This is a genomic window from Paenisporosarcina macmurdoensis, assembly GCF_042658845.1.
Lineage (GTDB): Bacteria > Bacillota > Bacilli > Bacillales_A > Planococcaceae > Paenisporosarcina > Paenisporosarcina macmurdoensis.
In genome coordinates, this window is the sequence record NZ_JBHSRI010000025.1 from 106,996 (window position 1) to 122,123 (window position 15,128).

Below are 15,128 nucleotides of genomic sequence, written 5' to 3' on the forward strand. Positions count from 1 at the left end.
CATCGTTCACACTTCGTTATCGACTATATAAATTCCTTTAAATAGTTAAGTTATGTTAAAGAATACTATAGATAAATAAATGAAAAGTGCATTTGCGACTAGATGTATTATTAACGTAAAATTGTAAATAAGGGGGCAAATCACTTGGAGAAACATATTGAAGCTTTGTTAAATTTCATTTCATCTAATGACATTAATGACTGGTTTATATTAGGACTGGATGGTTTAAGCCGTTCTGGCAAAACAACGCTATCCCAAAAGCTTTGTAAAATTTTAAAAGAAAAAAATATTCCATATCAAATAATTCATATAGATGACCATATTGTGGAGCGTGAAAAACGATACCATACAGGTCATGAAGAGTGGGTTGAATATTATTATTTGCAATGGGATGTTGAATGGTTAACCAACAATTTATTTGGAAACCTAAAAATATCAGGTGAACTAAATTTACCTTTCTATGATGTAGAATCAGACACAGCTATGTTGAAAACTATTCAACTTCCCGTGCATGGTGTGATTGTAATTGAAGGAGTTTTTCTTCAGCGAAAAGAATGGAGACGTTTCTTTGATAGAGTCGTGTACTTGGATTGCCCTAGAAGTAAAAGATTTGTTCGTGAAAGTGAAGAGGCCCAAGAAAATCTCTCGAAGTTTACAAACCGCTACTGGAAAGCAGAAGACTTTTATTTAAGCACTGTGAGTCCAAAAGAACAGGCTGATTTGGTCATAAAAAAAGGGAAGTAGGAATGGAAAGAAAAATCCCAGTAGCGATTATGCTACTGGGATTCATGCTTATTTGTAAATGACGATTGATCCTACAGACTTATCTGCAGCTTGACCATTTACAGTTGTTTTCAGACCATATGATTGCAAATTACGACCTGCATCCGGCATGAATGTATTACTGTACGAGTTCGAGTCATCGAACAAACGAACACCTTGTTGGCTTGCATAGTTCAACGTTTGTGTTGGATAAATCAAATTTAATCCAGAAGTTTTGTCCAAACCGAACGCTGCATCTGCTAAATGGTAGCGAGTACTTGCTTGTACTGGTTTGCCGTTTAAGATATTCCATTGCAAATCAGAATTTGCGTGTGCATCAACAACTCCTAAGAAACCATCACCTGGGTGATTACCAGTCCAGTTATCGGTATAGCTATCATCCGCATACCACACAACTAAACCACCGTCATAGCTCATCAACGATTCCCCACGAGCGATATGACCTAAACCTGCATCTACACCTTCATGATTTCTCCATTCTAGCAAATAGTAATGGTTCATCAATTTGTACCCATTAAAACGCTCAAAACCATTCAAAGTAAAAGAAGTAGGTTCTGTTTCAGCACCATCTTCTACGATTGTTTGTCCATCAGCTACTACTTTCACATTATCAGCAAAGAATCCTAGTTCAGAAGTACCCCAATCCGTTGCATAACGTAAACGAAGTTTAATGTTTTGTCCTGCATACTCACTCAAATCGAATGATTGTTCAGTCCAACCATTAGAATCACCTGTTAGACCAGGCATTGAATTTAAGATACTTGGATAGGCTTCAGGCACTGCGTCACTTGTTGTGTTTTCATTGCCAAGTGAAGTCCAAGATGAACCATCATCTGTGGAAACTTGCACGAACGCATAATCCCATTGATGTTCAATTTGATACCATGAATCGAAAGTTAATTCAGCAGAAGATTTTCCAGTCAAATCAACATTTGTTACCATGTTTGTATCAATTTCATCTTGTTGACCACCCCAAAATTCGTAGCTTCCTGTTTTAGGTGTATTCACAAATGTTTCTTTTCCCGGTAAGTTAATTCGCACAGCTTGATTATTTTTACCAAGTGGAGAATTCGCTTGATCTAATAATAAATGTGTACCTTTCTTAGAAACATCTTCCCAGTTTACAACGGCTGGCTCAAACCATTCACCACCTAAAGTTGCTTGGAAGTATTGTTTAGCCCAAGGAGAGAATCCAGTCGGTTCTGTACCTGGAACTTTACCAGCCCAAGAACCACTCGCCATAACTGACCAGTATGCAACTGCTTCACCCGTTCCAGAATATACTGTGTCGTATTCATCAGGTAATCCTAAATCATGACCATACTCGTGCGCGAATACACCAGTTGCTCCATCTTCTGGCATAACTGTGTAATCGTAGAATCCAGTTTTACCTACAAAATATCCATCTTCGTCAACTGGTGCTGCAGAACGATGTGACCATACTGAGTCATCACCTAATGAACCACCACCAGCTTCTTGCCCCATTCCTGAATGGATGATTTGAAGATGGTCTACGAAGCCATCAGGTTCCCAATAGTTTCCGTCTCCGTCAAAATCATGTGAATCTTCTAAATCATATTCTTCTAATGGAATTCCTGCAGCACGTGCAGCATAATATGCATCTTTTACTAATATTTTAGATCCACCGGGTGCAACATTATCGTGACCTCCAGATGCTCGGTCAGCTCCATAAAATGCAGCAGTGCCGGGAAGTTTTAACCACCCATAAGCTTGTCCTTCAATCGTATAAGTACCACCAGATTGTTCTTCGTAGAATTGTTTCTGAGAAACAAAGTTTTCCCCATTGGGACCTTCTACTCCATCATCACCGAAAATCATATCTTCGAAATGCTTCGTGTTGTAATCTTCGTAGTAGTTATCTGTTTCATCAGGTTGGATATTGTTATGTTCGTAGTCCGAGTATTCTACCATCAAAGTTAATAGTTTTCCTTGTTTGACGACACCTGGTGAAGCTCCTTCTTCAACAGGATCCGGTTGTGTTTTTAGGTGCCCACTTTTCTTGCCATCACCTTTCAAAAGACCATCATTATATTCTTTCGCTTGTTTTTGTTTGTTCGCATCCGCTTGTTTCACTTGCTTGGCTAAGGGATCATTACTTGCTTTTAATTTGGAATCGTCTTTCCCTTTAAGAGCTAAATAGTTTTGTAAGCCTTTTTGTTTTTGCGCTTCCGATGCATTTGCTGGAATGACACCACGCTTAATTAATGCTTCAATTAATTTTTCATCGTTCACAATAGAAAGGTCAATCGTTCCTGCAAAATGTGAACTATGAGAGACTTTTTGGTGAAGAGGAACTTCAGAAATCGGATTTGCAAGGCCACCGGACATACCAGTAATTAAAGTTCCTACAAATAAAGCAGATGTAATACTAGATTTCCAAAACTTGTTCAACTCGTAACCTCCTAAAGTTTTTAATATTAATAGAATATTCTAAAAACTAAGACGATACAATGTGCTTGAACACCTAATTTAAGGAAAATATACTAGTCTATTTGAACAAGTGTATTTTTTTATTTTTCCTACTTTTTACATGTATTAGATTTTATTAACATTTTTATAAAACCTTTAAAGTCTTCTCTATACAATAGAAAAGCCAGTTTCGATGTATGTGCTTTTTGAATTAAAAGTGCCGAAGAATTTCCAGTATGAAGAGTTTTACGAAAAGAGGAAGGAAGGAATTGCATCCAATAGTTGATTAACATCGTCTTGTTAAGTACAACGCACAAGAAACGGGTGAAAGATATGAAAAAGAAAATCGTCATTGCTGGCGGAACGGGTTTTATTGGACAATACTTAGAGAGAAAATTTGTGGATTTAGGATATAAAGTGAAAATCATTTCAAGGCAACCACAACATATCTCGTGGTCAAATCAGGCTATGATCATAGCTGCTTTGGATCAAGCGGAGATGGTCATTAATCTAGCCGGAAAATCAGTAAACTGTCGCTATACCGACAAAAATAAGGAAGAGATTTTTCAGTCCAGAACAGAGACAACTAAAATCCTAGGAATTGCACTATTAGCATGTAAAAATCCTCCGCCATTATGGATCAATTCAAGTACAGCCACGATTTATAGGCATGCGGAAGACCGACCGATGACCGAAGCGAGTGGAGAAATTGGCTCAGGTTTCTCTGTAGATGTAGCGAAAGTCTGGGAGCAGTCCCTCTTTGATTTTAAATTGCCTCAAACAAGGCAGGTTGCTTTGCGAATTGCCATCGTGCTCGGTGCAGATGGTGGTGCGATGGAGCCTTACATCAACTTAGTACGCTTTGGACTCGGAGGTTTTCAAGGTTCAGGTAAACAAATGTTTAGCTGGATTCATATTGAAGATCTGTACCAAATTATTTTGTTCCTTCAAGACAACAAAAATTTAAGTGGGGTATTCAATTGTTCAGCTCCTCAACCAATCACGAATCGTGAGTTTATGGAAACACTGAGAAACACCATGAATCGAAAGTTTGGTCTGCCTTCACCTAAATGGATACTAGAATTTGGTGCTGTATTTATGCGAACTGAAACAGAATTGATATTGAAAAGCCGCTGGGTTCTTCCTGAGCGCTTAGAAAAAGAAGGGTTCCACTTTACGTTTGATTCGATTGGGAAAGCTCTACAACAATTAGTGGGAAATCCAAATAGAATTTGATGAATGACAAAAACACCTCCAGGAAGATAAATTTTCCTGGAGGTGTTCTTTTTAGATTTACATTTTCTTAACTATCTCGAGAGACTTTTCACTCTCTTCAACTGGGCAACGATAATAATGCTAATAATGACGAGTAGAAACCAGGAACTAATTTTCCCTAAATGAACGAGAGACCATGTAGTTTCTTGATCTGGGTATTGCCATGCACCGAAGAACGTCGTAATATTTTCGGCAATCCAAATAAAGAATCCAATCAACAGGAATGAAAGAATTATCGGCATTTTATAACGTGTTCCATTCAATTGATAAGTGACAATTGTTTTGAAAAAAATGAAAAACAACAAACCTTTTAACACCCACCGTGCATCGAATAGATAGTGGTGAGTAAAGAAATTTAAATAGATTAGAATGCTGATACTGATGGCGAAGAATGGCTTAGGCCAATCATAGATTTGTAAATCTAAACGGCGCCAACTTTGGCAAATATAGCTCGCCACACTTGCATACATAAAGCCACTATAAAGGGGAACGCCAATAAATTTACTAAACGCTTCCTCTGGATAAGACCAAGACCCCATATAAACTTTAAAAAGTTCAAGAGCTAGACCAATGACGTGAAACAGACAGATAACTTTGAACTCATCAATCGTTTCTAATTTGGAAGCGAGCATGAAAATTTGAGCACCGATGCAAATGAGTAAAATAAAGTCATAACGCGGTAGAAACGGAAGATCGACAAATTTAGTTAAAGCAAGAGCAGCAAAAATAATGAGTGGAAAAAAACAGGAGAGCGCTTGTAAATAGGCAAATTGAAGAAGATTTTTCATGTCAGTATGACCCCGTATTTCTTGGTTTTGTAATAAAATTTAAAAAAATGTGTTGAATTTTAGACGAAATGTACCACCATAAGTTGCGTCTATAGGGTTACAAAAAGAAGGTTACGGCGTCATAGATGTTTCAACAAGTCGTTCCCCAACTGCATAGAATATTCTTAATACCAACTTTGTAAAGGGGAATACTCAGACATGATACATCCGCATACGGAACTGCGTTATATAAATGAGCAAATGGGTTTTGGTGTATTTGCGACTCAATTCATCCCCAAAGGAACCATTACATGGGCTTTAGATGAACTTGATCAAATTCTAGAACCAAATTATCTGGATACCGTTGATAAATATAAAGGCGAGATCATAAAAAAATATGCTTATCGTAACCAAGATGGTAAATTTGTTTTATGTTGGGATCTAGGTAGATATGTGAACCACAGTTTTCATGCGAATTGCATGGGAACAGCTTATGAATTCGAGATTGCAATTCGAGACATTTACCCAGGAGAACAGTTAACAGATGACTATGGCACGTTAAATATTGATGAACCTTTTGAGTGTATTACAGAAGAAGGAACGGAGAGAAGGATAGTTTACCCTGACGATCTTCTTACCTACTATGAAGAATGGGATCAACAAGTGTTGAGTGCAATAAAGCACTTCTTTGAAGTTGAACAACAGCTATTTCATCTCGTGCGACCGGAATTCGTCGGAAAAGTTAAAGGAGCAGCAAGGGACAAATTTCTGCGGGATTCAATCCAAACGATTTATTATCATCGTGATGTTTAATGAAGGTGTCGAGGTTTTATCGTGACTAAAATGACGTATATCGTGACTAAACATCAAGATATCGTGACTAGTAAGTGTTATATCATGACTTGCTAGCAGTATATCGTGACTAAACATCAATATATCGAGACTTGACTAAATCAGCACAATATAACGTGCTTGAACTTGATACATTTGACGAGCAAAATGTGAGGTACTTTCGAGGGGTTTTATAGTGATCGTGACTTTAATTAGGCTTCACCCTAACTTTGGTCGGTTTTTTTCAATCCACTCGGACCAAATATTTACCAAAACTAAAACCCATCACGATATCATATCGTGGTGGGTTTTAGTTGTTAAACTTCAATAATAATGGGCAAAATCATCGGTCTTTTTTTCGTTTTAGTGTATAAAAATTTGCCAAGAGTTGCTTTTACACTTTGTTTTAACACACTGCGTTGATTACCACTTGAAGATCTTGTTGTGTTAACGGTGGTAATAACTAACTGATTGATTTCATTCATTAATTCTTCAGAATCACGGGCATAAACGAATCCTCGAGAGATGGTGTCTGGTCCAGTGATAATTTCACCATCCGATTTACTAAGGGTAATAACGATAACAATCATCCCATCTTCAGAGAGCAACTTACGATCTCGTAATACCATGTTTCCGACGTCACCAATCCCTAAACCATCTACGAATATGTTTCCAGAAGGAATTTTCCTTGTTTGACGAGCAAGCGAGTTGTTCACATCTACAACATCTCCGTTGTTAATAATAAAGATGTTTTCTCTCTCTATTCCAACGGATTCTGCTAATTGACGATGTTGATGAAGCATTCTGTATTCCCCGTGAATGGGGATAAAGTATTTGGGTTTCATTAAAGTCAGCATGAGTTTCAATTCTTCCTGTTGAGCATGTCCAGAAACATGCATTCCGGTCGCACTACCCGAACCGTAAATCACTTTAGCACCTAGTAGATATAAATTATCGATAACTTTAGATACATTGCGTTCATTTCCAGGTATCGGAGAAGAAGCAAATATGACAGTATCTTCAGGGAGAATGCTTGCATGACGATAGTTGGAGCTTGATAAACGAGATAAAGCGGCCATTGGTTCACCTTGGCTTCCTGTGCAAAGTATAGCCACTCGTTCTGGATCCATTCCGCCTATCTCGTGTGCCTCGATTAGCATGCCTTCAGGAACATTCAAATAACCTTGTTCCATAGCAACCGATACGACATTGACCATACTTCTGCCGAGTAAAGCAAGCTTACGATTGGTCTTTTGCGCAGCGTCTACAACTTGTTGGACGCGATGTACATTCGAAGCGAAGGTTGAGATAAATACTTTACGATTTGCTTTGCGGAATGCATCTTCGATATGTCCGCCCACAAGACTTTCGGATGGTGTAGAACCTGGACGTTCCGCATTGGTACTTTCTGATAATAAAACGAGAACTCCATTTTTGCCGATTTCCGCCATCTGATGAATATCTGCGTATTCATCATTTACTGGAGTTAAATCAAACTTGAAGTCACCCGTATGTACGATAATTCCTTCAGGTGTTTCGAAGGCAATACCTAGGCAATCCGGAATACTATGATTGGTTTTGAAAAACGTACACTTCATTGAGTTAAAGGTAAGGACTGATTTGGAGTCAATTAAATGTATTTCGGTCTCTCTGAGGATTCGATGTTCTTTTAACTTAATTTCAATTAGTCCCATCGTTAATCTTGTTGCATAAACAGGCATATTCAATTGTTTAAGTAGGTAAGGGATGCCTCCAATATGATCTTCATGTCCATGTGTAACAACTAAGCCCCGAATCTTCTCTTGGTTTTCCTTTAAGTATGAAATATCTTGGATTATCAAATCAATTCCGAGTAAACTCTCATCTGGAAATTTCGAGCCACAGTCAATCACCACGATATCGTTTTCAACTTCTAACACATACATGTTTTTGCCAATTTCATTTACGCCTCCTAAGGCGAAAATAGACAATGAATTTTCTATAGTAGTCATATTTAGAATCCTCCCATTTCGAATAACTAGATAAAGTATTCCCACGACAGTTTCTTTTTATGAATATAAAAAAAGATTCCTCTATTAAATTGTTGTATTAAAAATAATTTTAGAATCATCCTACCCCAACTGTGAGAACGGTCTTTGATGTTTTGAAATTCTTCACATTTACATAATTGGAGCTGGATTTGAAACAATATCCATCTACTTATTTGATTGGATTTGATACGATTCCGATAGTTGTCTGTCGTCAGACAACTCGCAACGAATATAAACATTAAGTAAGCGTTTTCTTTACAAATCTTATCAAAAACTATATATGAGGTGACATAGGTGAATATAATTTGGGGAATCGGCGGTATTCTGGTCGTATTAGCGATCGCTTTCTTATTATCAAGCGCAAAGAAATCGATAAATTATCGAACAATATTAGGTGGTCTAACGATTCAAATCATTTTTGCATTTATTGTGTTGAAATGGGAATTTGGTAAAAATATATTAGTTAAATTTTCTGAAGCTGTACAAAATGTAATTGGTTATGCAAGCGAGGGAGTGACCTTCCTTTTTGGACCAGCTGCAGATGTTAAGAATTTTGGCTTTGTCTTTGCTTTCCAAGTTTTGACCGTCATCATTTTCTTCTCATCTTTAATTTCAGTTTTATATTACTTAGGAATTATGCAAGTATTAATTAAGTTTATTGGTGGCGGCTTATCGAAGTTGCTAGGAACGAGTAAAGCTGAATCAATTTCAGCAGCAGCGAATATCTTTGTCGGTCAAACCGAAGCGCCTCTTATTATTCGCCCGTTCGTTGCGAAAATGACGAAGTCGGAGCTATTCGCAGTCATGACAGGTGGACTAGCATCTGTCGCAGGGTCCGTTCTAGTTGGATATGCACTTCTTGGTGTCCCACTTGAATATTTGCTTGCAGCAAGCTTTATGGCTGCTCCTGCTGGTTTAGTATTAGCGAAATTAATGATTCCAGAAACGGAAGTACCAGATAATGAAGATTTCGAGATGGAAAAAGATCAAGATTCAGTAAATGTGATTGACGCAGCTGCCCGTGGTGCTAGCGATGGATTAAAATTAGCATTAAATGTTGGTGCTATGTTATTGGCGTTCATAGCATTAATTGCGATGGTTAACGGGATTTTAGGTGGGATCGGTGGATGGTTTGGATTTGAATCTCTATCGCTCGAACAAATTCTTGGTTACGTGTTCGCACCTCTTGCTTTTGCTATTGGAGTACCTTGGTCTGAGGCAGTAACAGCAGGTAGTTTCATCGGTCAAAAACTAGTTTTAAATGAATTCGTTGCGTATTCTGCATTTGCTCCAGAAATTGCAAACTTGTCTCCTAAAACTGTTATTGTAGTAAGTTTTGCATTATGTGGTTTCGCCAACTTAAGCTCGATGGCCATTCTTCTTGGCGGATTAGGTGCACTTGCGCCAAGTCGCCGTGGGGATATTGCGAAATTAGGCTTACGCGCAGTAGCTGCAGGGATGTTAGCATCTTTATTAAGTGCCGCTATTGCAGGAATGTTTATATAATCGAAAAATTGTTATAAATGGAGTGCTTGGGTGTAAATTCACCGCACTCCATTTTTTGTATAGTAGCGATAAAACCTATCAAGGGGTTTTATCGCTTTTTATCGTTTATTTTCGTGAGCATCACGTTCCGCATAGTCAACAACAATAATGGGGAGTTTCTGTATATAGAGATCATGTGACAAAACCGCTGATAGACGACAAAAAACCGCTCATAGTATCCAATCGTCACTCTAAGGATACCCAAAACCAAAAGCTGATTTGTTAAGGACCTCCATCTTGATGGAGGTCCCTATTTTTGTGGAATCGCTGATAGACGACAGAGATGCGCCGATAGACAACAAAAAAGCGCTGATAGTCGACAAAAAACCGCTCATAGCATCCATTCGTCACTCTAAAGATACCCAAAACCAAAAGCTGATTTGTTAAGGACCTCCATCAAGCTGGATGTCCCTTTTTTTGTGAAACCGCTGATAGACGACAAAGATTCGCCGATAGCCACGTCATTTGCGCCGATAGACGACAGGAAACCGCTGATAGACAACAAAAAACCGCTCATAGCATCCAATCGTCACTCTAAAGATACCCAAAACCAAAAGCTGATTTGTTAAGGACATCCATCTTGATGGATATCCATTTTTTTCTCTATTTAAAAATGTGAGAGGTTAGTTTGTTGATTAAAGGTCAATAATAAGAAAATCATAGTTCCTTTTAAGGGGATTTTTAACATGCTACAGAAGGAAAAAATAACAAGAAATCAATTTGCCATTTTAGTAATGATGTTTACTGTGGGGAGCTCTATCTTAATATTGCCATCCGGATTAGCTGCGGAAGCTAAACAAGATGCGTGGATTGCTGCTTTACTAGCAATTGCAGTAGGAGTAGCACTAGTATTTTTGTACATGGTTTTAGGTAACCGCTACTCTACGATGACGTTGCCAGAATATAGCGAAATCATTCTAGGGAAATGGCTAGGAAAGATTGTTTCTATCCTATATTTCGCTTTCTTTTTCCTTCTTTCTGCACTGGTCTTACGAAATATTGGAGACTTTTTGAATACGTATCAATTACCACATACACCAATTGCAGTAACCCATTTTGTTTTTTTACTGGTGGTTATAATGTCAATCCGGTTGGGATTAGAAACGTTCTCTCGTAGTGCGGAATTTTTCTTTCCATGGGTGATAGCACTAATATTAGTTCTCTTGTTTGCTATTGTTCCACAAATTGAATTTAAAAATATACAACCAATAATGGGGGAAGGCATAAAACCCATAATAAGAGCTTCCATACCCTTTGTCGGCTCTCCGATATTAGAACTGGTCGTATTTTTAATGATAATTCCTGCAATCAATCGAAAACAAGGAGGAAAAATGGGCTTTTTAACGGGCTATTTAATTGGTGGAACTGTATTATTCCTTATTTCCATCATTACAATTCTCGTTCTTGGTACGGAATTAACATCTCGAGAAACCTATCCGTCTTATACGTTAGCTAAACAAATAAATATAGGGAATTTTATTCAACGTGTTGAAGCAATTGCATCGTTTATATGGTTCATCACCATTTTTATAAAGATGTCACTGAGCTTTTATGCATCCGCTTTTTGTCTTGCTCACATATTAAAGCTAAAAGATTATCGTGTTGTCATTTTCCCGTTAGCTATTATTATGCTTGTCCTATCCCTTGTGGCCTATCCAAATACAGCTTATTTTTTAACATTTATTAGTGCTACTTGGCCATTTCTTGCTTTGGTATATGGACTCATTATTCCTTTACTATTGTTTCTTATTAGTTCGTTTACTAAAAAACGTGTGCCTAAAGCATAGTCATTAAAAATTAAAAATCTAATGTAAATGAAGGTGTATCATGGGATTTTTTAATAAGAAAAATAAAAAGACGGAGTCTGCTTATTCTGCCTCAATTACACCACCATCCTTGTTGCAACCGGAAAATGCATTAAAAATAAGCCTTAAAGAAAATTTGCAAAAAATTAAAGAAGATTTAGGAAATAGCACGGATATCGTGTTCCGGGAGTTTCGAATAGGGAAATATAAATCCATCCAAGCAGGTGCCATTTACACAGATGGTCTAACGGACACGGAATCCTTGGAAAGGGTTATAAAGCAATTGCTAGAGCTCGATATTCAAGTGAACAGCGTCAATCAAAAAAAAGAAACTGAACAAAATATCATGGATGAATTAAATTTTTCCATATTTGTAGGAGACGTTCGGAATCTTACAGATTTCAACATGTTATATGCTTCTCTTTTATCAGGAGAAACCATTCTTTTGGTTGAAGGATATACCCAGGGTATTATCATTAGTAATAAGCATTGGGAGGAGAGAGGCGTTACTGAGCCTAGTTCCCAAACGGTTGTTAGAGGACCTCGTGAAGGGTTCTCTGAGAACGTACGGATCAATACAGCCTTAGTTCGAAGAAAAATTAAAGACCCTAATCTTTGGGTGGAAACAAAAATAATTGGTAAACACACGAATACGAACGTGGCAGTCATGTATATAAATGGCATTGTAAATGAAAAATTAGTGAAAGAAGTTCACGAACGTTTAGATCGCATTAATATCGATGGAATATTTGAGAGTGGCAATATTGAGGAATTAATTGAGGATTCTGTCTATTCACCATTTCCGACTATTATTAATACAGAACGTCCAGATGCTGTAGCAGCGGCACTTTTAGATGGGCGCATAGCCATCTTGGTAGATGGAACTCCCTTTGTTCTAATTGTTCCTTCATTATTTATTCAATTCTTTCAATCGCCAGAAGATTATTATCAACGTGCATATATCGCAAGTTTAGTTAGATTTTTACGTTTTGTAGCCTACGGAATTGCTTTACTCGCGCCAGCCATTTTTATTGCGCTGACTACCTATCACCAAGAAATGATTCCGACTGCACTTTTGATGAATTTAGCACATCAGCGGGAAGGTGTACCATTTCCAGCATTTGTTGAAACAATACTTGTGGAGATTACCTTTGAAATTCTGCGAGAAGCGGGTCTAAGAATGCCAAGATCTATTGGTCCCACGATGTCAATCGTCGGTGCTTTCGTTTTAGGATCGGCATCAGTGGAAGCGGGAATGATTACAGCCGCAACAGTCATTATAGTATCTATAACAGCCATTTGCAGTTATGTATCTCCTTTATACGATATCTCTATTGCAGTTAGGATATTGCGTTTTATTTTTATTGGACTCGCAGCTTCGTTTGGATTATTTGGAATTATTGTGGGGTTAATAGTTATGATCCTTCATTTATGTAGTTTGCGTTCCTTTGGAGTTCCATACATGTCTCCATTAGCTCCTTTTTACCTTGCCGATCAAAAGGATACGTTATTTCGCTTTCCAGCATGGAAAATGTTTACGCGTCCTCGTTTAATAAGTCAACAAAATGTGGTCAAACAGCAAGCTCCTGAGTCTGCGAAGCCAGAGCCAAATAAAAATTAATCGACGGAAGAAGAAGGTGTTTATGAAAAAAAGAATGATGATACTAATAATTTCCAGTTTAGTTCTTACTGGGTGTTGGGATAAAAGGGAATTAGACGAGCTTGCGATTACAATGGCAATAGGGGTAGACGAATCAGATGTTGGATACCTAGTGACAGCACAAGTCGTTGTCCCTTTAGAGGTATCCATTAAAGGGAATACAGGTAATTCACCGATAACTCAATTTCGAGCAGAGGGGGAAACGATCTTTGAGGCCATTCGAAAGTTGGCAAAGATTGTGCCTAGAGAAATTTATCCAGGACATCTTCGTATGTTAGTGATAAGTGATACTGTAGCAGAAAAAGGAATTGGAGAAATAGTAGATTATTTTTCGAGAAATTGGGAAATGAGATCTGATTTCTATGTTGTAGTTGCCAAAGAAATGACGGCTCAGGAAATATTAAATGTATCAACAGCGATTGAAACCATTCCTGCCAACAGCATGTTTAACATGTTAAATGTGGCACAAGAAACATGGTCTTCTACTAGAGGCATCCACATAAATGATTTGATTTCAGATATTGGAAGTGGGGGAAAGGAAGCCGTTGTAACGGGTATCGAAGTAATTGGAGATGAGGAATTAGGCTCAAGCAAAAAAAATGTGGAAACGATTACCCCAGGAGCAAGATTACGCTTGTTGGACTTAGGTGTCTTTAAAGAAGATAAACTTGTGGGATGGTTAACAGAGGAAGAGAGCATTGGCTATAACAAGGTTACAAACCAGGTGAAAAGTTCGGTTACGACTCTATCTTGCCCGGAGGGAGGAACGATAGCAATTGAACTGATTAGAGCACATTCAAAGATAAAAGCCAAGATTATTAACGGAACTCCCGAAGTTGAGGTGAAAATTAAAACAGAAGGAAATATTGCAGAAGTAGATTGTCAGTTAGATTTAATGAAAGTTGAAAACATCACTATGTTAGAAAAGCTCTATTCAGAAAAAGTGAAAGAGAAAATGCAGAAGTCTATCACCACTTTACAAAAAGATTTTAATGCAGATATTTTTGGGTTTGGGGAAGCTGTTCATCGAGCTGACGCTAAAGTCTGGAAAAAACTTGAACCAAATTGGGACCAAGAATTTTCCGAATTACAAGTGAATATTAAAGTAGATGCGAAAATTACTCAGTTTGGTGTAATTGTTAATCCGGTTAAAATAAAAGAAAAGGAATAATGGATCATGATAAAAAGTCTAGGGATTCTTCTCGTTGCAGGTGCAATTTGCCTTTTTGAAGTTCCGCCCCTTTTGAAAAAACAACAAAAAAAAGAACTTCTTGTTTTTAGTATACTTCTCCTTTTCGGAGTAGCATTAAGTATATTTTTTACCGTAAGAAACTCTATTGCCAATCCATTAGACTACATTACGTTTATATTTAAACCGTTAAGCGAAGTGATTTCAGGTTTTTTGAAATAAAGGAGTCATACCCGTAAATTGATTTTTTGTTAAACTGGTGTAAAAGGATGAAAATAGTTGTTCCAATACAAAGAATTATCAATAGGAGAACTACAAGATGATTTTCTTTCTTCTTTCAATCGCCATCAAGAAACACACCAAGTTTTAGTGAAAACTCAAGACCAATTGATGATGAAATTAGATTCATTTATCGACGACTGGGATCACGAAGAGAAATTGTCAGTTGTGCATGCTTTGCGTACCGGTAAGCAGGCTGGAGGTATCGTTATAGGGGTTTATCAACAGATGGAGCTTATAGCTTTCGCAAACGTGGAAAGTAACAGATTTGGCACGCGCAAAGAATATGTCGAGCTTCCCTATATTCACGTTTCCAAAGAATTACGAGGAAGCGGGATTGGAAAAAGGTTATTTGAAATTTGTTGTGAAAAAGCCAAACAGTTGGGTGCTGAAAAATTGTACATAGCGGCCCATCCTGCTGTTGAAACGCAACACTTCTATAAGCAGATGGGTTGTACGTTAGCGCTCGAAATAAACCCGCAAATTTTGAATAAAGAACCGTTGGATTTGCAGCTTGAGTACCCATTGTAAAAA

12 protein-coding genes are annotated in these 15,128 nt (G+C 37.7%); 9 read left to right on the plus strand and 3 right to left on the minus strand.

Annotation, left to right across the window (positions count from 1 at the left end; translation table 11 throughout):
* Nucleotides 1-144: 144 nt before the first annotated feature.
* Entirely contained in the window at nt 145-744 is a 600-nt protein-coding gene (locus ACFPYN_RS14165) for a kinase (RefSeq protein WP_377735081.1), read from the plus strand.
* Nucleotides 745-792: 48 nt separating this feature from the next.
* On the opposite strand, the gene ACFPYN_RS14170 is transcribed toward ACFPYN_RS14165, so the two are convergent.
* Entirely contained in the window at nt 793-3,195 is a 2,403-nt protein-coding gene (locus tag ACFPYN_RS14170) for an immune inhibitor A domain-containing protein (protein WP_377735082.1), read from the minus strand.
* Between the two features lie 351 nt (nt 3,196-3,546).
* Between ACFPYN_RS14170 and ACFPYN_RS14175 the strand changes: the two genes are divergently transcribed.
* The gene (locus ACFPYN_RS14175) at nt 3,547-4,449 is read left to right on the plus strand and encodes a TIGR01777 family oxidoreductase (protein WP_377735083.1); all 903 of its coding nucleotides are present in this window, start codon (nt 3,547-3,549) and stop codon (nt 4,447-4,449) included.
* Nucleotides 4,450-4,520: 71 nt separating this feature from the next.
* On the opposite strand, the gene ACFPYN_RS14180 is transcribed toward ACFPYN_RS14175, so the two are convergent.
* Nucleotides 4,521-5,276: a DUF817 domain-containing protein gene (locus tag ACFPYN_RS14180; RefSeq protein WP_377735084.1), complete on the minus strand. Its 756-nt coding sequence runs from the start codon at nt 5,274-5,276 to the stop codon at nt 4,521-4,523.
* A 198-nt stretch (nt 5,277-5,474) separates the two neighbouring features.
* Between ACFPYN_RS14180 and ACFPYN_RS14185 the strand changes: the two genes are divergently transcribed.
* The gene (locus tag ACFPYN_RS14185; RefSeq protein WP_377735085.1) at nt 5,475-6,068 is read left to right on the plus strand and encodes an SET domain-containing protein; all 594 of its coding nucleotides are present in this window, start codon (nt 5,475-5,477) and stop codon (nt 6,066-6,068) included.
* A 335-nt stretch (nt 6,069-6,403) separates the two neighbouring features.
* On the opposite strand, the gene ACFPYN_RS14190 is transcribed toward ACFPYN_RS14185, so the two are convergent.
* Nucleotides 6,404-8,077, minus strand: a complete 1,674-nt coding sequence (locus ACFPYN_RS14190; protein WP_377735086.1) for a ribonuclease J — start codon at nt 8,075-8,077, stop codon at nt 6,404-6,406.
* 333 nt (nt 8,078-8,410) lie between these two features.
* Between ACFPYN_RS14190 and ACFPYN_RS14195 the strand changes: the two genes are divergently transcribed.
* The 6 genes from ACFPYN_RS14195 (at nt 8,411) to ACFPYN_RS14220 (ending at nt 15,125) form a co-directional block, all read left to right on the plus strand.
* Nucleotides 8,411-9,622: a NupC/NupG family nucleoside CNT transporter gene (locus tag ACFPYN_RS14195; RefSeq protein ID WP_377735087.1), complete on the plus strand. Its 1,212-nt coding sequence runs from the start codon at nt 8,411-8,413 to the stop codon at nt 9,620-9,622.
* Nucleotides 9,623-10,347: 725 nt separating this feature from the next.
* Entirely contained in the window at nt 10,348-11,448 is a 1,101-nt protein-coding gene (locus ACFPYN_RS14200; protein ID WP_377735088.1) for a GerAB/ArcD/ProY family transporter, read from the plus strand.
* Between the two features lie 40 nt (nt 11,449-11,488).
* On the plus strand, nt 11,489-13,087 hold the full coding sequence (locus ACFPYN_RS14205; RefSeq protein WP_377735089.1) for a spore germination protein: 1,599 nt from the start codon (nt 11,489-11,491) through the stop codon (nt 13,085-13,087).
* A gap of 22 nt (nt 13,088-13,109) precedes the next feature.
* The gene (locus ACFPYN_RS14210) at nt 13,110-14,297 is read left to right on the plus strand and encodes a Ger(x)C family spore germination protein (protein WP_377735090.1); all 1,188 of its coding nucleotides are present in this window, start codon (nt 13,110-13,112) and stop codon (nt 14,295-14,297) included.
* Between the two features lie 6 nt (nt 14,298-14,303).
* Complete coding sequence (locus ACFPYN_RS14215) at nt 14,304-14,537, plus strand: hypothetical protein (protein WP_377735091.1); 234 nt, start codon at nt 14,304-14,306, stop codon at nt 14,535-14,537.
* A gap of 57 nt (nt 14,538-14,594) precedes the next feature.
* Nucleotides 14,595-15,125 carry a GNAT family N-acetyltransferase gene (locus tag ACFPYN_RS14220; protein WP_377735092.1) on the plus strand — a complete coding sequence of 177 codons (531 nt, stop codon included), beginning with the start codon at nt 14,595-14,597 and terminating at the stop codon, nt 15,123-15,125.
* The last annotated feature ends 3 nt before the right edge of the window (nt 15,126-15,128 follow it).